This is a genomic window from Mesorhizobium sp. M0058, from assembly GCF_040323095.1.
GTDB lineage: Bacteria > Pseudomonadota > Alphaproteobacteria > Rhizobiales > Rhizobiaceae > Mesorhizobium.
This window is the reverse complement of sequence record NZ_JAMYUQ010000015.1, coordinates 140,573-160,457: the sequence shown is the minus strand read 5'-3', so window position 1 is coordinate 160,457 and position 19,885 is coordinate 140,573. Positions and strand designations below refer to the sequence as shown.

General features: G+C 62.3%; 18 protein-coding genes. 8 read left to right on the top strand and 10 right to left on the bottom strand.

Annotated elements, in window-relative coordinates; all coding sequences use genetic code 11:
* Positions 1–54 precede the first annotated feature (54 nt).
* The 3 genes from NKJ75_RS25185 to uxuA form a co-directional block, all read right to left on the bottom strand.
* Positions 55–1,227, bottom strand: coding sequence for an alanine racemase (locus NKJ75_RS25185; RefSeq protein WP_352500327.1), 1,173 nt, complete (start codon positions 1,225–1,227; stop codon positions 55–57).
* The gene (locus NKJ75_RS25180; RefSeq protein WP_023815861.1) at positions 1,224–2,513 is read right to left on the bottom strand and encodes a D-arabinono-1,4-lactone oxidase; all 1,290 of its coding nucleotides are present in this window, start codon (positions 2,511–2,513) and stop codon (positions 1,224–1,226) included. The genes NKJ75_RS25185 and NKJ75_RS25180 overlap by 4 nt, the downstream gene beginning before the upstream one ends.
* A 203-nt stretch (positions 2,514–2,716) precedes the next feature.
* Positions 2,717–3,901: a mannonate dehydratase gene (uxuA, locus tag NKJ75_RS25175; RefSeq protein WP_352500326.1), complete on the bottom strand. Its 1,185-nt coding sequence runs from the start codon at positions 3,899–3,901 to the stop codon at positions 2,717–2,719.
* Positions 3,902–3,980: 79 nt separating this feature from the next.
* Here uxuA and NKJ75_RS25170 point away from each other — a divergent pair, with 79 nt between their 5' ends.
* Entirely contained in the window at positions 3,981–4,766 is a 786-nt protein-coding gene (locus NKJ75_RS25170; RefSeq protein WP_023744516.1) for an SDR family NAD(P)-dependent oxidoreductase, read from the top strand.
* Between the two features lie 55 nt (positions 4,767–4,821).
* Here the strand turns inward: NKJ75_RS25170 and NKJ75_RS25165 are convergent, their stop codons facing one another.
* Positions 4,822–5,658: an amidohydrolase family protein gene (locus tag NKJ75_RS25165; protein WP_023744515.1), complete on the bottom strand. Its 837-nt coding sequence runs from the start codon at positions 5,656–5,658 to the stop codon at positions 4,822–4,824.
* Between the two features lie 69 nt (positions 5,659–5,727).
* Complete coding sequence (locus tag NKJ75_RS25160; protein WP_031204068.1) at positions 5,728–7,257, bottom strand: MDR family MFS transporter; 1,530 nt, start codon at positions 7,255–7,257, stop codon at positions 5,728–5,730.
* A 116-nt stretch (positions 7,258–7,373) separates the two neighbouring features.
* Here NKJ75_RS25160 and NKJ75_RS25155 point away from each other — a divergent pair, with 116 nt between their 5' ends.
* Positions 7,374–8,012, top strand: a complete 639-nt coding sequence (locus NKJ75_RS25155; RefSeq protein WP_023744514.1) for a MarR family winged helix-turn-helix transcriptional regulator — start codon at positions 7,374–7,376, stop codon at positions 8,010–8,012.
* 74 nt (positions 8,013–8,086) lie between these two features.
* On the opposite strand, the gene NKJ75_RS25150 is transcribed toward NKJ75_RS25155, so the two are convergent.
* From NKJ75_RS25150 to NKJ75_RS25130, 5 genes are read right to left on the bottom strand one after another with little or no spacing between them, the layout of a single operon-like run.
* Positions 8,087–9,289 (bottom strand): mandelate racemase/muconate lactonizing enzyme family protein, encoded by a 1,203-nt coding sequence (locus NKJ75_RS25150; RefSeq protein ID WP_023833965.1) that lies wholly within the window; start codon positions 9,287–9,289, stop codon positions 8,087–8,089.
* 8 nt (positions 9,290–9,297) lie between these two features.
* The gene (locus NKJ75_RS25145) at positions 9,298–9,624 is read right to left on the bottom strand and encodes an NIPSNAP family protein (protein WP_023702115.1); all 327 of its coding nucleotides are present in this window, start codon (positions 9,622–9,624) and stop codon (positions 9,298–9,300) included.
* A gap of 47 nt (positions 9,625–9,671) precedes the next feature.
* Entirely contained in the window at positions 9,672–11,030 is a 1,359-nt protein-coding gene (locus tag NKJ75_RS25140; RefSeq protein ID WP_023833966.1) for a mandelate racemase/muconate lactonizing enzyme family protein, read from the bottom strand.
* Between the two features lie 55 nt (positions 11,031–11,085).
* Positions 11,086–12,252: a mandelate racemase/muconate lactonizing enzyme family protein gene (locus tag NKJ75_RS25135; RefSeq protein WP_023681194.1), complete on the bottom strand. Its 1,167-nt coding sequence runs from the start codon at positions 12,250–12,252 to the stop codon at positions 11,086–11,088.
* 54 nt (positions 12,253–12,306) lie between these two features.
* Positions 12,307–13,017, bottom strand: a complete 711-nt coding sequence (locus NKJ75_RS25130; protein WP_023833967.1) for a GntR family transcriptional regulator — start codon at positions 13,015–13,017, stop codon at positions 12,307–12,309.
* 204 nt (positions 13,018–13,221) lie between these two features.
* Here NKJ75_RS25130 and NKJ75_RS25125 point away from each other — a divergent pair, with 204 nt between their 5' ends.
* The 6 genes from NKJ75_RS25125 (at position 13,222) to NKJ75_RS25100 (ending at position 19,812) form a co-directional block, all read left to right on the top strand.
* Positions 13,222–14,700 (top strand): ABC transporter substrate-binding protein, encoded by a 1,479-nt coding sequence (locus NKJ75_RS25125; protein WP_031204070.1) that lies wholly within the window; start codon positions 13,222–13,224, stop codon positions 14,698–14,700.
* A gap of 81 nt (positions 14,701–14,781) precedes the next feature.
* Complete coding sequence (locus NKJ75_RS25120; protein WP_023729477.1) at positions 14,782–15,741, top strand: carbohydrate ABC transporter permease; 960 nt, start codon at positions 14,782–14,784, stop codon at positions 15,739–15,741.
* Entirely contained in the window at positions 15,738–16,628 is an 891-nt protein-coding gene (locus NKJ75_RS25115) for a carbohydrate ABC transporter permease (RefSeq protein WP_023729478.1), read from the top strand. Before NKJ75_RS25120 ends, NKJ75_RS25115 begins: the two co-directional genes overlap by 4 nt.
* 124 nt (positions 16,629–16,752) lie before the next feature.
* Positions 16,753–17,850, top strand: a complete 1,098-nt coding sequence (locus NKJ75_RS25110; protein WP_352500325.1) for an ABC transporter ATP-binding protein — start codon at positions 16,753–16,755, stop codon at positions 17,848–17,850.
* 31 nt (positions 17,851–17,881) lie between these two features.
* A complete protein-coding gene (locus NKJ75_RS25105) occupies positions 17,882–19,045 on the top strand; it encodes a mandelate racemase/muconate lactonizing enzyme family protein (protein ID WP_023729481.1) in 1,164 nt (387 codons plus the stop codon).
* Positions 19,046–19,068: 23 nt separating this feature from the next.
* Positions 19,069–19,812, top strand: coding sequence for a ribonuclease activity regulator RraA (locus NKJ75_RS25100; RefSeq protein WP_023702107.1), 744 nt, complete (start codon positions 19,069–19,071; stop codon positions 19,810–19,812).
* The last annotated feature ends 73 nt before the right edge of the window (positions 19,813–19,885 follow it).

Genomic DNA, 19,885 nt, shown 5'->3' with positions numbered 1-19,885 from the left:
CTTTGTTTGACGCAACTCCGGACGGAACCGCTTCACACTTTTCCTGGAATTGCTCTACGAAAACGGCAGTGCGGCCCATTGCTCGACGAATTTCCCGCCGGAATAGACCTGGATCGAACCGAACTGCTGTAGCACGAATTCGCTCTGGGTCGGACGCAGGAAGGCGTAGTCGTCAGGCCCGACATTGACGTTGTCGGGCAGCGCCATGAATTGCTGATTGGTCGAAAAGCCGAACGTCTTGTCGGTCTTCATCCCCACGGGATGGACGGGCTTCGCCATCCATTTTCCGCCATAGAGAAAACAGCCGCGCCGCGGCAACAGCCCGAGCTTCTGCAGCAGCCAGGAGCGCTGGTCGAGGCCCGGCACCTGGACATCGACCACCTTCATGATCGGCGTCGCGATGAATGCGGCAGGCCGCAATTGGCTGAGGCTCGGCACATCGAAATCGGTCGGCAGCATAAAAGCCGATCCGATGGACAATTCATTGGCGCCGACCCAGCTGTCATAGAGCAATGCGGTGCTGCTGCCGCCAAGATTGAGGATCTTGCGCTGGTCGGCGGCAAGGCAAGCGACATACTGGCGAAACAGGCTGATCGCCTTGACGCGCGCCTTGGCCGGTCCTCCCAGCAGTTTGGGGATATGGCCGATATGCGCCTCGTAGGCCATGACGCCTTCGCATTTCAGCCGCGGGTAATTCGCCAACGCGGAAACTGCCCGGGCCAGTGAGTCGGGATCGCTGATACCGCCGCGATGAAGGCCGACATCGACCTCGAAGCAGACGCGCAGCTCGCGGTCGAGCTCGGCGGCAAGCGAGCCATAGGCGGCCAGCCGCTCCTCGGTATCGATCAGCCAGACGATGCGCGACGTAGCTTCGCCGAGCCCGGCGAGAACGCCCTTCGTCAGCGCGTGCCTGGCGCCGGCAACCGGCATCGGCTTGCCCAACAGGAGATCGACTTGGGGAAACACTTTCAGCATCTCGGCGCTGATCGGCAGATGAAAGGTCATCAGCCTGTCGGTCGCAAACGCAGCGCGGATATGGTCGATCAGCGGCAGGCATGGCAGCGACTTGTCGACGAGGCGCAGATCGAGGCCCGTGGCGAACTTCGCCTTGATCGCAGCGATGTTGTGATCGAGCCGGTCGAGATCGAGCACCAGGCAAGGCTGAAAGATCCCGGCTGCCCTGAGCGCGCCCGACATTTCCGCGAAATAGGTGTCGGTCAAGCTCATGCCGCGACGCCGAGCAGCCTGGCAATATAGGGCGACACGAAGCGGTTGTCCGGGTCCATCTCGCGGCGGACCGCCATCGCATCGTTCCAGCGCGGATAGAGCGCGCTCAATTCCCTTGATGTCAGGCTGTGCATCTTGCCCCAATGCGGGCGGCCGCCGCGCTTCCTGAAGATCGGCTCGGCGGCGTTGAAGAACGCCATCGGATCGCGCTCGACGCCGTGATGGATGGCGATGGAACAGGTTGGGCGCTTGTAGAAGGGGCTGAGCCAGACATTGTCGGGCGCGACGACGCGCACCTCCATCGGAAAATAGACCTCTGGAAACCGCGTCTCGAGCAGCGCAATGATTTCGCTGAGTGCGGGCGCCCCTTCCTCGAACGGCAGGTGGTATTCCATCTCGTTGAACTTGACGTTGCGCTCGGAGGTGAAGACCTTCAGCCACTCCTCGACATAATCCTCGGCCGGCACCTTGGCGAAGGCCGAGCCGATGAGACGGCGGCGCAGCCAAGGGAGCCAGCTGAGATAGTCGCGCAGTTTTCTCAGCGTCGTCACCGCATCGTCGTCTTCCGTCGGCGGACGCACCGTCGCCGGCGCCTCGGTGATGTCGCTGGCAATCAGCAGCGCCTGGCCGGAAAACGGCACATAGTAGAACTCGGCCGAACGATGCGCCGTCATGGTGCTTTCGAATTGCGCAAGCACATCGGCAATCGGCGCCGTCCAGCGGCGGTGCCGCATCCGGTAACTCGCCACGTTGCGGATCGTCACTTCGGTGACGGCGCCGAAAGCGCCGAGCGAAGCGCCCATGGCTTCGATCATGTCGGGGCTCTTGGCACGGTCGAACTCTTTCACGGCGCCACGCCCGTCGACGATCTGCATCGCCTCGAGCTGGGTATGGTAAGCGCCGAGCGTGATGCCCGAGCCGTGGGTGGCGGTGCCCAGCGCCCCGCCGAACGCCTGCTTGTCGATGTCGCCCATGTTCGGCAGCGCCTGGCCGACGCCGTGCAACAGCTTTGCCAGCGCGCCGATCTTGGTGCCGGCGCCGACCCGTGCTGTCAGCCTTTCGGGATCGTGCGACCTCAGGCCCTCGAAGCGATCAAGCGACAGGATCGTCCCGTCATTCTTGACCAGAGGCGTGAAGGAATGGCCCGTGCCAGCGAATCGAACTGGTCCCGGCGCGTTGCGAATGGCACCACTCAGCTCATCGAGACTCTGCGGTTCGGCAAAAGCCTGCGGCGTGGCCGTGACATAGCCCGACCAATTGCTCCACTGGCTGATAGCCTCTCCCACGATCCCTCCCTGGGGCGCCGGCTTTGCCGGTCTTTCTCCTAGCGCTAGATAATATGATACATAGTCAGCTTTTCCGGATATGATACATTGTCAGCTTTCTGTCAACCTGGCAATCGGAGGTGTCTTGCGTCCGCGCCGGCCGCATTATCTACAGCGACGCACGCTGAGCCGGCGTCGGCATTGAACGCAAGTTCGTTGCCCCTTCAAGCCAGCCCAAACGTTTCCACGGCCCGCATGATGCCGCGCAATTCGGCCAAGCCCTTCAGGCGGCCGATCAGCGAGTAGCCGGGATTGATCCTTGTCTTGCCGATATCGTCGGCGAGCAGGTGGCCATGGTCCGGCCGCATCGGGATTTGCCAGTCGGCGCGGCCCTCCTTGCGGCGGCGCGCCTCCTCCTGCATCAGCGCCAGGATGACATGCGCCATGTCGGTGCCGCCTTCGAGATGCTCGGCCTCGTAGAACGAGCCGTCATCCTCGATGGTGATGTTGCGCAGATGGGCGAAGTGGATGCGGTCGGCGAATTCCTTGACCATGGCGACGATGTCGTTGTCGGCGCGCGTGCCGTAGGACCCGGTGCAGAACGTCAGCCCATTGGCCTGGCTGTCGATGGCATTGAGAATGAAACGCGCATCCTCGGCGGTCGAAACGACGCGCGGCAGGCCGTAGAGCGAAAACGGCGGATCGTCGGGGTGGATACACATGCGCACCCCCTCCTCTTCCGCCACCGGAATGATCTCGCGCAGGAACCACGCGAGGTTGCCGCGCAACTCCTTCGGCCCGATTCCGTCATAGTCCGCAAGCGCCTCGCGAAAACTGTCGCGGTCATACTTGCGCTCTGTAGCCGGCAGGCCGGCGATCAGATTGCGCTCGATCTGGTCGATCTTCTCGGGCGGCAATTCCTTCAGCCGCGCTTCCGCCTGCGCAATACGCGCCGGCGTGTAGCTGTCAGCTCCGTTCTTGCGCTTCAGCACGAACAGATCGTAGGCGGCGAAATCAACGGCATCAAAACGCAGGGCGTAGCCTGTCGTCGGCAGACGGTAGGCTAGATCGGTGCGGGTCCAGTCCACCACCGGCATGAAATTGTAGCAGATCGTGGCGATGCCGGCCTTGGCCAGCGCGCGGATCGAATCGCGGTAATAGCCGGCATAGCGCTCGCGTTCCTGCGCGCCGATCTTGAAGGAATTGTGGACCGGAATGCTCTCGACGACCGACCAGGTCAGTCCTGCTTCCTGGATAATGCGCTTGCGCTCCAGCACTTCGGCCTCAGGCCACGCCCGGCCGTCATAGATATGGTGGAGCGCCGAGACCACGCCGGTGGCGCCCGCCTGCTTGACATGATCGAGCGTCACCGGATCATCAGGCCCATACCAGCGCCAGCATTGTTCCATTTTCGGCTTTCCTTCTGAGGTTGGCAACTTATTGTTGGACCCCGATGGGAGTCGATAGAAAATGGAGGAGTTTTTAGAAATGATGGATTTCGACGGCAAGGTCGCCCTGGTGACGGGGACGACCGGCATTGGCCTGGCAACCGCCAGACGCCTTGCGGCCGGTGGCGCCGCAATCATCGCCTGCGGCATCGACCGCGCCGCCAATGCGGCGATGAAAGCGCAACTGGAAAGCGCTGGAGCAGCGGTGCTGGTCATCGACACCGACGTCTCCGTTTCCGACCAGGTGCGCGACGCGGTGGCGGCTGGCGTCGCAAGGTTCGGCGGCCTGGATGTCATCGTCAACTCAGCCGCCGTCCATCCCTATGGCACCGCGACGACGACCGACTGGGAAACCTGGAACCGAACGATGACGGTCAATGTCGGCTCGATCTACCTGACCGCGCATTTCGGCATCCCCGAAATGATCAAGCGCGGTGGCGGCGCCATCGTCAACGTCGCCTCGGTGCAGGGTTTTGCCTGCCAGCAGAACGTCGCCGCCTATGCCACGACCAAAGGGGCCATCCACACGCTGACCCGCTCGCTGGCGCTCGACTATGCGGCATCAGGCATCCGGGTGAATTCGGTCAGCCCGGGCTCGATCCGCACGCCGATCCTGGAGAAGGCCGCGCGCGGCGACGGCGGCAGCGATGCCGATGTCGAAGAGGCCTACAAGCGCTTCGGCGCGGCGCATCCGCTCGGCCGCATCGGCGAACCGGAGGAAGTGGCGGAACTCATCGCCTTCCTTTGCTCGTCGAAGGCCGGCTTCTGCACCGGCGCGGACTACAGGATTGATGGCGGACTGACCGCCGGCATCGGCGTCAGATAGAGCACTGATCGTGCTCTGCACGCTTGCCGGCGATCTCGAGCGCTATGTACCGCCTCTATAGCTTCCACGTCCGCCTGGCATTGCCCGAAAGCAGCTTCGCCCGTTCGTCGGGACTGGCTCCCGCGATCAGCGCATGCGTCGCTGTCACCCAGGTCGCAAGGCCACCGCCAAGCGTGCACACCGGCCAGTCGCTGCCCCACACGACGCGGTCCCAGCCGAAGCAGCCGATCGTGTGTTCGACATAGGGGCGCAAGGTCTCGACGGTCCATGAGCCGGCATCGGCATAGGCGACGACGCCGGAGATCTTGCCGATGACATTGGGACGCCGCGCGATCTCGGTCATATGCTCGCGCCACGGATGCTCGTTGCTGCCCTTGATGTCGGGCACACCGCAATGGTCGAGCACGAACTGTACGTCCGGCGCGAGATCGGCAAGCGCAATCGCTAGCGGAATCTGATGCGGCAGCACGACGAGGTCGAAGGTCAGGCCGGTGCCGGCAAGCCGCTTGATGTTTTCGCGAAACAGCGCGCTGTCCGAAAGCTCGTCCGGCATGACGTGCAGCACGCGACGGAACCCCTTGACGAAGGGATCGGCCTGCTGGCGCTCGAGATAGGCGGCGAAACCGGCCTCCTCCGGGCGGCAGGAGGCGATCGCCCCGCGCAAGAGACTGCCCTTCTCCAGCGACTGCGCCTTCACATGGCTGGTCTCGGCCTGGATGTCGGCTTCATCGACGTCGACCTCCATATGCAGCGCGGCCTCGATGCCGGCCCGGCGGGCCTGGATCGCATATTCTGCGTGCGGGAAATCGCGGTTGAGCGCCGGCTCGCGGCTGAGCCAGGGATAGCGCAGCGCCGACAGGTCGATCAGGTGCAGATGAGTGTCGATGATCATGGCTGTCCTCCTCGGTGATTTCAGATCATCGCCAAATGCCTAAACCCAGCGCATGACACAAGCTTTGGCTCAGGCCCGCTTCGGGATCTCTTTGTCCTCGAGCAGCAGCGTCAGCCCCATGGCGACGAAATAGAGCGCCGCCACCCAGATGAACATCACGTTGAAGCCACTGGAGTAATGGTCGAGCACCACTTCGCGGATCGCGCCCGGCAGGCTCGATGCGAGGTGCGGCGTCAACCCGTTCAGGCCACCCGGCAGCCGGGCGGCGGCGTCTGCAGGAAGCTCGGCTGTCTGCCGGTTCAGCGCCCAGATCATCACCGCGCCGTTCAGCGCCAGACCCAGCGATGCTCCGAGCGTCCGCGCCTGGGTGATCAGCGACGTCACCGCGCCGATATCCTGCAGCGGTGCCGCCGCCTGGATCGCCACGATCAGCACCTGGAACTGCAGGCCCATGCTGATGCCGAACACAGCCATCATCGTTGCCAGCACCCAGATCGGCGTGTGCTGGTTGGTGAGGACAAAGCCCAGCATCAGAAACCCGCCAATACCCATGGCGACCACCGGCATCCATTTGTAGCGTCCGGTTGCGGCAATTACCCGCCCGGCGACGATCGAGATGACCATCGATGTCAGCGACGCCGGCAGGAACAGGAAGCCGACTTCGGCCGGGCTGAGACCCGTCAGCGTCTGCATGTAGAGGGCGAAATAGAAGAACATGCCCAGCGTCACCGTTCCGGCGACCAGCGACACGCCCGAGACGATGCTGACCGTCGAATTGCCGAACAGCCGCAACGGCACGATCGGCTCTTCGGCCCGGCGCTCCACCATGATGAACAAGGTGATGGCGACCAGCGCGAGGAGTGGCAATACGAAGGTGAGCAGGTCCGGCCCGCTGGGGTCGAGCACATGATAGCCCCAATAGACGATCGCCGTCGTGCCGGTGGCGAGCAGCACGCCGCCGAGATAGTCGATGCGGTGCCGCTTTTCGTTGAACCGGCTGCGCATGGCGAAGGCCAGCACCGCCAGCACGATGATGCCTATCGGCAGATTGACCAGGAACACCCAGCGCCAGCCGAACAGGCTGGTGATGTAGCCGCCGGCCAGCGGGCCGAGCACTGATGACAGCGCGAACACCGCCGAACTGTAGCCCTGATATTTCGCGCGGTCGCGCGGCGAAAACAGTTCGCCGATCATGGCGAAGGCCGAGACCATCAGGCCGCCGCCGCCGATGCCTTGCAGCACGCGCGCGGCGATGAGGCTCTCCATCGACCATGCCATGCCGCAGACCAGCGAGCCCAGCAGGAACAGGCCGATCGCCGTCAGCACGACATTCTTGCGGCCATACATGTCGCCGAGCTTGCCGTAGAATGGCGAGACCGCGGCGGTCGAGAGCAGGTAGGCGGCACCGACCCAGCCGAACAAATGCAGATTGCCGAGTTCGCCGGCAATGGTGGGCAAGGCGGTGACGACGATCTGCATGTCGATGGTTGCCATGAACATGGCGATCAGCGCGCCGAAATAGACGATCAAGGTCGTAAGGTCGGGCCTGACTTGGGCCTCAACGGGCCGCGCGTCCGGCAGCGTCTGCTCGACAGTCATCGGTGTCTCCGTAGCTTGGGGCGCGATTTATGTGCCCACAGCCGAGAGGTGTCAACCAGATATGTGCGCTCAGCATATAATTGACATCAGCATATATTCTTGCTAACGCGCTATGGATGAGCAGCAACGCATCCAGCAGTCCGGACCGATTTCCATCCCTGTTCCAGACGCGCGGCGATCGGGACCTCGCCGGTCTGGCGCGCGGCAGCGGCCTGTCCGAACCGGCGGCCGAGGCCGTGGCCGCCATCGATGCGGTAATGAGCAAGGTGCGCCGCTCGATCCAGCGCCGCGACTTCGGCCGCATGATCCTGGCGCGCGTAGACCCTTCGCTGGAAGTGAGCCATCTCGATGCGATCAGCGCCATCGCGAACAATCCGGTTTTCAGCGCTACCCAGCAGGATGAGGTGACGGTTGGCGTCATCGCCGAGCGCCTCGAGATCGATCCGTCGCGCGCCAGCCGCATCGCGGCCGACCTCGTCGAACGCGGCTATGCCTGCCGTGTCGCATCGCAACGCGATGCCCGCCGCATCTGCCTCAAACTCACCGCCAAGGGTGAGCGCCTCGTGGCGGCGGTGCGCCAGACCAAATGGCGGATTTTCGCCGGATCGCTGGCACAGTGGGATGAGCAGGACCTAGTAAGGTTCGCCACCTTGCTGGAACGCTTCGCCGGTTGGGCCATGGACGAAGCCGGGATGAAAAGATCCGCCGAGGCCGTCAAGCAGTTGATGGACGAGATGCTGCCCGAAACGAAATAGGCGGCACGGCGTGGACGCTCACCCATGTGTGCGAGCCGTTCGATAGCCCTTGACGCTCAGGTCGCCTCGGATCGTTATCGGTCGAAGAAACCGGCGTCCTCTTCCGACAGGTATTTCTTCGCCGCTTTGGCATCGATGTCGAGGCCGAGTCCCGGAGCTTCGAGCAGGTCGACCATACTGTCCCTGACGATCTGCCCCTTGGGCAGGCCGATGACGATGTCCTCCCACCACGGGTCGGAGGCGCTGGGATATTCGAAGGCGATGTAGTTGGCCGGCAGCGTGGCGCAGACATTGATCAGCGCGCCGAGGCCCAGCAGACCGTTCGCCGTGCCGTGCGGCGCCATCATGATCGAGTGCATATAGGCATGCTCGGCCACCCATTTGAGCTCGGCGATACCGCCTATATCGGCAGGATCCGGGCCGATGACGCGCACCGCCTGTGTTTCGATCAGTTCCTTGAAATTATGGCGCAGATAAATCTGTTCGCCCGTATGGATCGGGGTGGACGTCGATGTCGTGAGTTCGCGGTAGGCCTGCGGATTGACCCACGGCACGTAGTCGCCGGTCAGCATATCCTCCAGCCACATCAGATTGTATTTTTCGACGGCCCGCGCGAAGCGGATGGCGTCGGGCAGGAACCAGCCGGGGCCGCAATCCAGCGCCAGCGAGACCTTGTCGCCGAGCACATCCTTCATGGCGATGACGCATTCGATCATATGCGCCATGCCGCGCTCGCTGATCTGCCCCTGGTCCATCGCGCCGTGATAGGTCGGCGGCTGACGCACGCCGTAGTGGAAGTCGGGGACGCTGGTCTTCATGTTGGAATGAAAGCTGATGCCTTGCTTGACCATGAAGAAGTTTTCCGGCCGCTCCATCATCCATTTGACGTCGGCCGCGTAATCCTCCGGCCTGTCGCCGGTGCGCTTCTTGCGGATGGAACCGTTATAGACCCGCACCTTGTCGCGCACCTTGCCGCCGAGCAGCTTGTAGACCGGAACGCCTGCCGCCTTGCCGGCGATGTCCCACAGAGCATGCTCGATAGCGCTGACGGCGGCGCCATAGGGCTTGAACGAGCCGCGCTGGCGGATTTTCAACATCACGCGTTCGACATCGGTCGGGTCCTCGCCGATCAGCGCGTCGCGGAAATGCAGCACCCAAGGCTTGAGATAAGGCTTGGTGTACTCAACCTCGCCGAGGCCATGGAGGCCTTCGTCGGTGACGATGCGCACGATGGGATGCTTGCCGATGACGGCGCACCTGAGATCGGTGATCTTCATGATGTCCTCTATTTCACCGACGAGAAGGCGGTTGGCGCGAGAAACTGGCTGGAAATATTGGCCAGGATCGGGCCATCGCGCTCGGACTCGTCGCGGGCCTCGAGCCATGCCCGATCGGTGGTGAAGGCCTTCCATTTCACTTCGCGCTCGGCAAGGGATTCCCAGGCGATGAAATAGGTCAGTCGATTGCTGCTTTCGCCGACCACCGTGGTGAAGAACCCGGCCTGGCGGATGCCGTGCTTGTCCCACAGCGCCAAGGTATGGTCGTTGAAACGCTTGAGCAGCGCCGGCAGCTGGCCCGGCACGCAGTCGTAAATGCGAAGTTCGTAGATCATGGTCCATCCTTCTGTTTACCTCTCCCTCCGAGGAGAGAAGTGTAGAGTCAGCTCCAGGTGCGGTCCCAGGAATATTCGTCGTCCCAGTGATCGGTCGGTTGCCAGATGCCGGTGACGCCGGGCTGCAGGTGCTGGCTGATCACTTCGTCGACGATGTCGTCGATGCCCAGACCAGGCTTGTCGGGCACGGTGATGAAGCCGTCCTTGACCAGCGGCTTGGGCAGGCCGGTGACGATATCGTCCCACCAGTCGACTTCGACGCTGTGATATTCGAGCGCCATGAAGTTTTCCGTGGCTACAGCGACATGCGCGGCGGCCATTGCCGCGATCGGGCTTTCCGCCATGTGAATGGCCATGGCGACGCCATGCTCCTGCGCTGCGTCGCCGATCTTCTTGGTCTCGAGAATGCCGCCGGTGGTCAGCAGATCCGGATGGATGACCGAGATGCCGGCGTTGAGCAGCGGCTGGAATGCTTCCTTGAGGTAGATGTCTTCACCGGTGCAGATCGGCACGGAGGTCGCCTGCTGCAACTGCCGATACTGCTCGGTGTACTGCCAGGGGATCACGTCCTCGAGCCAGGCCGGTGCATACTTCTCGATCCGCCGGGCCAGACGGATGCCGTCCTGCAGCGAGATGTGGCCGACATGGTCGATGGCGAGCGGGACCTCGTAGCCGATCACCTCGCGGACCTCGTGAATATATTGATCGAGCAGGTCGAGGCCCTTTTCGGTGAAATGGAGGCTGGTGAAGGGATGCGGCACGTTCTGCGCATCATAGGCGGCGTTGCGCGCCCGGCGCTCGTCCAGCGTGCGTGCCGGACCGCGCGCGGCATGGCTGCGGAAACCGTCGAGCACGCCGGCCGGCGCCACCACTGCGCCCGATATGTGCGCGATCTGCGCCAGACCGAGATCCATCTTGAGGAAGGTGAAGCCAAGATCCATCCGCGCCTTGAGCCGCTTGCCGGTCTCGGTGCCGCTGGGCTTGTCCGCGTCGGTGTCGCAATAGACCCGCACCTTGTCGCGGAACCGTCCGCCAAGCATCTGGTAGACCGGCACGCCGTAGGCCTTGCCAGCGAGATCCCACAGCGCGATCTCGACTGCCGAGACACCACCACCTTGCCGTCCATGGCCGCCAAATTGCTTGATGCGGCGGAACAGCCGGTCGACGTCGCAAGGGTTCTCGCCTAGCAACCGGCTCTTCAACATCAGCGCATAGGTCGCGCTGGCGCCGTCGCGCACTTCGCCCAGGCCGACAATGCCTTGATTGGTGTAGATCTTGATCAGCGCCGAGGTGAACGGCGCGCCGACGATCTCGGCGACCCGCAGGTCGGTGATGCGCAGGTCGCTCGGCCTGGAGTTCGTATTTACCCGATTGAGCGCCTCGCCGGCGCTACCCGTCTTTGCCATGGCTTATCCTCGTTCTGATGGTGGCGCCCCGCACCCCCGGCCTGCATAAGCGTTGCTAGCCAAGCTCTATCTCGTGGGCCTGCAGGTAGTCTCGGTTCATCTCGACGCCCAGACCCGGCTTCGACGCCAGCTTGAGGCTGCCGTTCGAAACATCGAGTGGCTCGTCGATGAGGTGGTTGTATTTATCGAGATTCCACTCCGACGTTTCGAGCTTGTAGAAGTTGGGAACCGTCATCATCACCTGCGCTCCCGCAACCACATTGATCGGTCCCGCGGCGTCATGGGGCGAGACCGGGATGTAGTAGGCTTCGCACAGGGCGGAAATCTTCTTCAGTTCGGTAATGCCTCCGGTCCAGGTAACGTCCGGCATGATGTAGTCCGCAAGCCTGTTCTCGAGCACCGGCACGAAATCCCATTTGGTGTGGCCGCGCTCGCCCCACGAGATGGCGGCACTGACCTTCTCACGCACTTGCTTGAGAGCATTGAGGCTTTCTGGCGGGCATGGCTCCTCGAACCAGTCGATCTGGCCGGCTTCCTCGAGGCTTCGGCAGAGGCGAATGGCGGTGGGGACGTCGAAGCGGCCATGCGCGTCGATGAGAATGTCGACATCGGGCCCCGCCGTTTCACGGATCAAAGCCGTTAGTTCGGCAGCCTCGCGCTCGTCCTTGCGGGTCATGCTGCCATCGAGGTAGCCGTCCCGCTGTTCGCGCGCCAAGCCATCGGCGATGCGGCCCTGGTGGGGGAAAGGATCGAACTTCAGCCCGGTGTGTCCGGATTCGACGATGTCTCGAATTTCGCGGACCACAGCCTCCTTGCTGGTAAACTTGGCCTGGTTGGGGTGGGTATAGAGCGCGATTTCATCGCGTACCGGACCGCCCAGCAGCTCGTAGATCGGCTTGCCTAGAACTTTGCCGCGAATGTCCCAGAGCGCTATGTCGATAGCGCTCACGCATTCGACTGCGGCGCCGCGGCTGCCCATATAGGTGAAGCTGCGGAAAATCTTGTGCCAGAGATGCTCGATGCGCGCCGGATCCTCACCTGTGACGGCAACACCGATCTGCCGCAGGATCGTGCACAGCGCGCGGTTGGCGAGCCTTGTGGTGGTGGTGATTTCCCCCCAGCCACTGACCCCTTCGTCGGTCGTCACCTCGACGAACAGGAACTCTCCCCAATAGGAAGCATCGGACTTGATCAGCCACGGCCGAACGCTCGTGATTTTCATCTCTCAACTACCTCTGTCTGATGGCCGGACCAATGATTTTCTGGGCTGGAAGTTCTATCCGGCCCGAGCGGCGTTGCGCGCACGCATCTGTTCGAGAACGTGCCGGCCGGAACCCTCGACATGGCGGGCAATGAGTTCGGCCGCCTCGTCGGCATTTCCCGCTTTGATATGCGCGATGAGCTCGCGGTGTTCACGCATGATGGCGGCCCGCCGCGCGAGCGTGAAATTGAAACGCCGGCTCACCGCCCGCAGCACTTCGCGATGCTTCCACCAAAGCTCGGCGGCATGGCGGTTGTAGTGGCGCTGGTACATTACGGTGTGGAAGGCGGTATCAAGTTCACTGTGCCGCAATGTGTCGGTGAAGTTGTTCTCTTCGATCAGAGCCTGGATGCGTTCGAGTTCGGCGATGTCCTCGCCGGTCGCCATGTTCACGAACCATCGCGTCAGGGCCGGCTCGATCAGGACGCCGATCTCGTAGATATCCCGGACAAAATCCTGGTCTATGGGCCGGACGCGCGCGCCACGGTTGGCGACAAAGGTGACGAAGCCCTCCCCTCGCAACAGCTGCAGCGCCTCGCGTACGGGGTTGGTCGAGGTGCCGTGACGCCGGGCGAGATCGGTAACCACAAGTCGTTCGTTGGCGGCGAGCCGTCCCTCGATGATGTCTTCCCGGATCAGCTCATAAAGCGAGGCGCCCTCGCTGGACGCCGCGATGGGATCAATCCCCGCGGGTGGCTCTGCTTTGAAATCACTTGTTTCGGCCAAAGCCGGCTCCCCCGATTAGTACATCACATGCTCGATATCATACACGCGTTTTGCAAACAATGTACGATCGGGTGCGTTGACAGGCAATCCACGATCTGAAAACGTACCAGATGATCGAAGGGATACATTGAGCAGAAGGACACATCCCGCACGGTCGAACGAGCCCTTGGCGCACGGCGGCATGGGAGAATCTGGGAGGATACTATGACGAGGATTACACTCGGCGGTGCCGTCCTGCGCGGCACAATCGCCACTGCTTTGATGGCGTCGCTCATGTCGGGATCGGCGCTGGGTTCGCCGCCAGTCGATTTGAGCAAGTGGTCGCCGGAATATGTGCGCTCCATCGCCGGCACACAGGATTTCGACACGGCCGCCGATTGCGGCAAGGTCACTCCGCTCGACTACAAGGGGCGACTGACGTTCTGGTATCAGGGCGTGTTCGAGGGCGACCCCGACCTGCTGCGTCAGTACTACAAGGATTTCTTCGAGACCTTCCGCAAGACCTATCCGAACATCCAGCTCGAGGATCAGGCCCTCACCTACAACGACCTTCTCGACAAGTTCCGCACGGCGCTGCTGGGCAATGCCGCGCCGATGGCGGTCCGCCTGCAAATCCTGGGCGGAACCGAGTTCGCCTCGAAGGGTTATCTGCAGCCGCTCAAGCCGGAAGATGTGGGCTATCCCACAGAGGATTTCTGGCCCGGCGCCATGAAGGCGGTAACCTGGGATGGCGTGACCTACGGCATTCCCACCAACAATGAGACGATGGCGTTCATCTGGAACGCCGACATTTTCAAGCGTGCGGGCCTCGATCCGGACAAGGCTCCAGCGACCTGGGACGACGTCGTCAAATATTCCAAGCAGATCCATGACAAGCTCGGCATTGCCGGCTACGGCCTCGTGGCGCGCAAGAACGCCGGCAACACGCCGTACCGCTTCATGCCGCAACTATGGGCCTATGGCGGCGGTGTCTTCGACGAAGCCTCCGCGAACCCGACCTATAAGGAGGTCGAGCTCAATAGCCCGCAGAGCAAGGCGGCGTTGCAAGCCTCCTACGACATGTATGTTCGCGACAAGTCGGTTCCGGTCTCGGCCCTCACCAACCAGCAGGCCGATAACCAGCCCCTGTTCGTCGCCGGCCAACTCGGCATGATGGTCTCGCACCCGTCCGACTATAACGTCATGCTCGACCTGCAGAAGAAGGCAACGGGCGCCGACAAGGACAAGGCGCAGACCGTCATCGACAACATGCGCTATGGCCTGATTCCGACCGGCCCCGACGGCAAGCGCGCCGTCGTGTTTGGCGGCTCGAACATTCACATCCTGAAGCCCGAATATGTCGAGGGCGGCAAGGTGGACGAGCCGGCTGCAAAGGCCATCATCTGCATGTGGACGAGCCCTGAATGGTCGCTGAAGATGGCGTATGCCGGCTCGAACCCGGGCAACCTCAACGGCTTCAAGACCAAATGGATGAAGGAACGTCTGGACAACATCAAGTTCCTCGATGTCACGACCTCGATGTTGCCATACGGCATCCCGTTCCCGGCGCTGCCGCAGTCGCCCGAGATCATGAATATCATCGTCCCGGACATGCTGCAGAACGCCCTGACCGGAGCGATGACCGTCGACCAGGCAGCGGACGACGCGGCCGAGAAGGTGAAGAACCTGATGGACGGACTCTAGTCCGGGCCTGACCTGCGATCCGACCGGCTGTGCCGATAGTGCGTGCAGCCGGTTTGCTCCGAAGAACAAGGGCACGCCATCGTGACGATCGTGACCGGCAAGGCCGAGGCTCGCCAAAGATTGCAACCCGGTAGCTCCGGGGCGCTGCGGAATACCTGGGAGCACCGTGCCGACTACGCATACGTGCTTCCAGCGATCGCCGTGATGCTCATCGTCATCGCCTATCCGATCTACTACACGGTCGAGCTGTCGTTCTTTAAAACGCCGCCTGGCCTGCAGCTCCGCGACAAGACCTTCATCGGATTGGACAACTACACGGCCATCCTCACCAGTCAGGTGTTCTGGAAAGTCACCTTGAACACCCTGATCTGGACGATCGCATCCACCTTCGTTGCCTTTGCCTTGGGATTTGCCGCTGCGCTGGCCCTCCACCGCGAGTTTATCGGCCGGGGTGTCCTGCGCGCTATCCTGATCATTCCCTGGGTCATCAGCGCGGTTGCCGCCTCCTATATCTGGAAGTGGATTTACCATTCGGACTTCGGCATCATCGGCGCGGTGCTGGTCGGCCTCGGATTGGCTGACCGGCCGCCGAACTTCATCGACAACGTCAGCACGGTGCTGCCCTCCTTGATCGTCGTCAACATCTGGCGCGAGTTTCCGTTTGCCATGATCATGATGATGGCCGGTTTGCAGACGGTCCCCGACCAGTTGCTGCGCGCCGCGGAAGTCGACGGGGCCAATGCATGGCAGCGTTTCTGGCACGTCACCTTCCCGCATCTGCGCAACGTCTCTACGGTGACAATTCTGCTGCTAGCAGTGGCCAATTTCAATTCCTTCATCATCCCGTGGATCATGACCGGTGGCGGGCCGTCGAACGCTTCGCACATCTGGATCACCCACATTTATGAGCTCGCCTTCGGCCGGCAGCGATGGGGCGTCGCATCGGCCTATTCGGTGCTCCTGTTCCTCATGCTGATGGTGCTGGGCTACTTCTACGTTCGTGCGCTGGCCGGCAACGAGCGCAAGGAGGGCGGCGCATGAGCACGATTGTCGAGACAGTCCCTCAACGTCCGGCCCGGCGCCGCATGCGCATCGACGGATGGCGTTGGGCCGGGCGCATCTTCCTCGTGTTCATGCTGCTTTACACCGCGTTGCCGATGATCTGGATGCTGATCACCTCGATCAAGTCCGGCTTCGCGGCGATGCAGTTCCCGCCGCAATGGTGGCCGGAAGAGCCTACCCTGGCCAGCTACCAAAAGCTGCTGGATCCGCAAAACAGCGTCGGCCAGGACTTCCTGCGTTTTTTCTGGAACAGCCTCTACGTGTCCACGGTCACCACAATCCTTTCGGTGATCGTGGCCGTTCCTGCGGCGTACGCGTTTTCGCGCTTTCGTTTCCCCGGTCGAAACTTCCTGTTCTTCACCGTGCTTTTGCGCAACATGTTCCCGGCGGTGATCTTTCTCGTGCCGCTCTTCATCCTGATGCGCGCGATCGGGCTGGTGAACACGCATGGCTCGCTCATTCTCACCTATCTCACCTTCGGCCTGCCGCTGGCGATCTGGCTGCTCAAGGGCTTTTACGACAACATTCCGGTGCAGCTCGAGCAGGCGGCGCGGATCGATGGGGCGACCCGGTTCCAGGCCTTCATCCTGATCGTGATGCCTCTCTCGACGCCCGGAATCATCGCCACAGCTATCTATTCCTTCATTGGCGCCTGGAACGAGTACATCTATGCCTACACCTTCCTTTCCAAGAACGAGCAGTTGACCCTGCCGGTCGGCATACAGCGTTTCTTCTCGGAGAATACGACGGACTTTCCGGGCCTGATGGCGGCCAGCTTCATGATGAGCGTGCCCGTCGTGGTGCTGTTCCTCCTCCTGCAACGATACTTCGTACGCGCCCTTACAGAAGGCGCGGTCAAACACTAGAGCCGGATGATTTCAGGTCTGTTCGACCTCAAATCTGAATCCGCCTCTAAATCAAAGAGATAGAGCATGATGTCGTCCGAAAACCGCTTCACACTTTTCGGCATCATGCCGTAGGGAGTTGCCGATGGCCCACGTGGTCCTGAGAGATCTCGTCAAGACCTATGGCGGCTTCAAAGCTGTCAACGACGTTTCGCTGACGGTCAATGACGGCGAGTTCGTTGCGCTCGTCGGCCCTTCGGGCTGCGGCAAGACAACCACGCTCAATCTTGTCGCGGGATTGATCCCGGTCACATCGGGCGACATCGTCATCGGCGACCGCGTGGTCAACGACCTCGACCCCAAGGACCGGGACATCGCGATGGTGTTCCAGAACTACGCGCTCTACCCGCAGAAATCGGTCTACAAGAACCTGGCGTTCCCGCTGCAGATGCGCAAGCTGCCCAGGGACGAGATCGACAGGAAGGTCAAGGAAGCGGCGCGCGTGCTCGACATGACGCACCTGCTCGAGCGCAAGCCGCGCGAACTTTCAGGCGGGCAGCAGCAACGTGTCGCCTTGGGGCGCGCCCTCGTCCGCGACCCTGCCGTTTTCCTCATGGACGAGCCGCTCTCCAACCTCGACGCCAAACTGCGCGTCCAGATGCGCTCGGAGATCAAGCGCTTCCACCAGGACCTCAAGGCGACCATCATCTATGTCACGCACGACCAGCTCGAAGCCGTGACCATGGCCGACAAGATGGCGGTGATGAACGGCGGCTACCTGTTGCAATACGATTCTCCGGCGCAGGTCTTTGCCCATCCGGTGAACGTGTTCGTCGCCAGCTTCATCGGCAGCCCGGCGATGAGCCTTGTTCCACTGGAGGCATCGACAGCAAACGGCAACACTGCGTTGACCGGCGCGGAGGGCTGGAGCCTTGAGCTCTCGCCGCTCAACGCCCGGAAGGTTGCGGGGGCAACGTCGAGGAAAGTCGTGCTCGGCGCACGTCACTCGACCATCAGGCTGCACAAGAGCGCGGTGCCAGGCAGCGTCCCGGCCAAGGCCTATACAGTGGAGCCGACCGGAGACGTCACCTTTGTGCAGGCGTTGCTGTCAGGCGCCATCGTCAACATCAGCGTGTCCCCCAACATCGCGGTCGCACCTGACGAGCAGATCTGGCTCGAGTTCGACCAGGAGCGGCTGCATCTGTTCGATGGCGAAACTGAACTGGCCCTCAAGGCCGGCTGAGACAAGACGGGGTTCATTGGGAACGTTGGGGATGGCTGAAAAGCTCAAGATCACCGCGATCAAACCCTATCCTGTGTGGGTTGGAACGCGCAATCAGATGCTCGTCAAGATCGAGACCGACCAAGGCGTCTTCGGCTGGGGCGAGAGCGGCTTGAGCGGGCGCGAAAAGGCCGTTGCCGGCGCGGTCGAGCATTATCGCGAGTTTCTCATCGGCCGCGACCCGATGCAGATCGGGCGGATCTGGCAGGAGACATATCGCAGCCAGTACTTCGAAGGCGGGCGCGTTCTGCAGGCGGCGATTTCCGCCATCGACGTCGCCCTGCACGACATCAAGGGCAAGGCGCTGGGGGTGCCTGTCTACGAACTGCTGGGCGGCAAGCAGCGCGACCGCATCCCCACCTTCGCCTCGACCGGAGACGAGGCCGAGGGCGACGTCGCCATCGAACGAGCCCGGGAGCTGCGCGCACGGGGGTGGCAGGCGATCCGCTTCTTCCCCGCAGGGCAAAGCAGCAGGGACATCTTCGAACCCCGCGAGTCGATCGGCGCTACCGCGAGCATGCTGAACAAGGCGCGCGAGGCGCTTGGCGACGACGTCGTTCTCGGCATCGACTATCATCATCGGCTGTCGGTGGCAGAGGCGGCGAGCTTCTGCAACAAACTCGGCCGCGGCGTGCTGGATTTCCTCGAGGAGCCGATACGAGACGAGACACCTGAAGCCTACGAATCCCTGCGCAGGATGACCGACATTCCCTTTGCCATCGGCGAGGAATTTGCCAGCAAGTGGCAGTTCCTGCCCTACATCGAGCGCGGCATCCATCAGTTCAACCGTCTCGATGTCTGCAATGTCGGCGGGCTCACCGAGGCGATGAAAGTCGCCGGCTGGAGCGAGGCGCACTATGTCGACCTGATGCCGCACAATCCGCTTGGTCCGGTGTGCACGGCCGCGACCCTGCATCTCGCCGCCGCCGTACCCAACTTCGCGTGGCTCGAGACCAGGGAACCCGAGACGAAGCTGGGCTTCGACAATTCCGACTTCTTCCCCGTGCAGCCACGGCTCGACGGTCCCGACTATCCGGTCAGCGACCTGCCGGGCCTCGGCGTCGAGGTCAACGAAGCGGCGGTCCAGGCGGAGGCTTTTCGTTTCTGGGAAGCGCCTCACCTCAGGCGCCGCGACGGGTCTGTTACGAACTGGTAGTCCCCTTTTATCCGGAGTCCACAATGACGCATACCCCTGACATCACGCGACCGCCCAAAGACCTCATTGACGCCCTGAGGGAAATCGGCGCCGCGACGGTTGCCGGCACGCTAGGCCACATGGGTTTCCGCAATCCGCACATGGTCGGTCCGGTGGCGCAGAACCATGGGAAGTCGATCGTCGGGCCGGCGCTGACGCTGCAGTTCCTGCCGCAGCGGCCGGACCTCTTCAGCGAGGGAGAATACGCCGACCCGGAAACGCAACTGCACCGGCACGTGCTCTACCACGCGCAGGAAGGCGATGTGGTCGTCGTCGACGCGCGCGGTGACATGAGCTCGGGCGTCTTCGGCGATATGATGTCGACCTACTTCAAGGGCAGAGGCGGCGCGGGCATCGTCATCGATGGATGCATGCGCGACCGGCCGAATGTCGAAAAGCTCGATCTGCCGCTATGGCTGCGCGGCTGGACGCCCAACTACCATGTGCAAACCAGCATCTATCCGAACGCCGTCAACGTTCCGATCGCCTGCGGCGGTGTCACGGTGATCCCCGGCGACATCATAGTGGCGGACGACGACGGCGTGGTAGTGCTTCCCGTCGCAATGGCCGCAAAGGTGATCGAGGAATCCCGGAAGCATCACGATTGGGAAGAGTTCTCGCGAGAGAAGCTGATGCAGGGCGCACCGCTGCAGCGCTACTATCCGCTGCATGACGATGCCCGCGGCGAATATGAGGAGTGGCGCAAAGCCAATCGCCCGGCGGATTGAAGCAGGCATTCAAGACGATCCATATGTGCGGTGAAACTTGATGTGCGCCCCGACAGACTACTGGGAAGCCGTC

What these genes read in the sequence shown, in the direction of transcription:
- NKJ75_RS25185 (WP_352500327.1), bottom strand. Translation starts at nt 1,227, where the DNA reads ATGAGCTTGACCGACACCTATTTCGCGGAAATGTCGGGCGCGCTCAGG.
- uxuA (WP_352500326.1), bottom strand. Translation starts at nt 3,901, where the DNA reads ATGGAACAATGCTGGCGCTGGTATGGGCCTGATGATCCGGTGACGCTC.
- NKJ75_RS25170 (WP_023744516.1), top strand. Translation starts at nt 3,981, where the DNA reads ATGATGGATTTCGACGGCAAGGTCGCCCTGGTGACGGGGACGACCGGC.
- NKJ75_RS25165 (WP_023744515.1), bottom strand. Translation starts at nt 5,658, where the DNA reads ATGATCATCGACACTCATCTGCACCTGATCGACCTGTCGGCGCTGCGC.
- NKJ75_RS25160 (WP_031204068.1), bottom strand. Translation starts at nt 7,257, where the DNA reads ATGACTGTCGAGCAGACGCTGCCGGACGCGCGGCCCGTTGAGGCCCAA.
- NKJ75_RS25155 (WP_023744514.1), top strand. Translation starts at nt 7,374, where the DNA reads ATGAGCAGCAACGCATCCAGCAGTCCGGACCGATTTCCATCCCTGTTC.
- NKJ75_RS25150 (WP_023833965.1), bottom strand. Translation starts at nt 9,289, where the DNA reads ATGAAGATCACCGATCTCAGGTGCGCCGTCATCGGCAAGCATCCCATC.
- NKJ75_RS25145 (WP_023702115.1), bottom strand. Translation starts at nt 9,624, where the DNA reads ATGATCTACGAACTTCGCATTTACGACTGCGTGCCGGGCCAGCTGCCG.
- NKJ75_RS25140 (WP_023833966.1), bottom strand. Translation starts at nt 11,030, where the DNA reads ATGGCAAAGACGGGTAGCGCCGGCGAGGCGCTCAATCGGGTAAATACG.
- NKJ75_RS25135 (WP_023681194.1), bottom strand. Translation starts at nt 12,252, where the DNA reads ATGAAAATCACGAGCGTTCGGCCGTGGCTGATCAAGTCCGATGCTTCC.
- NKJ75_RS25125 (WP_031204070.1), top strand. Translation starts at nt 13,222, where the DNA reads ATGACGAGGATTACACTCGGCGGTGCCGTCCTGCGCGGCACAATCGCC.
- NKJ75_RS25115 (WP_023729478.1), top strand. Translation starts at nt 15,738, where the DNA reads ATGAGCACGATTGTCGAGACAGTCCCTCAACGTCCGGCCCGGCGCCGC.
- NKJ75_RS25110 (WP_352500325.1), top strand. Translation starts at nt 16,753, where the DNA reads ATGGCCCACGTGGTCCTGAGAGATCTCGTCAAGACCTATGGCGGCTTC.
- NKJ75_RS25105 (WP_023729481.1), top strand. Translation starts at nt 17,882, where the DNA reads ATGGCTGAAAAGCTCAAGATCACCGCGATCAAACCCTATCCTGTGTGG.
- NKJ75_RS25100 (WP_023702107.1), top strand. Translation starts at nt 19,069, where the DNA reads ATGACGCATACCCCTGACATCACGCGACCGCCCAAAGACCTCATTGAC.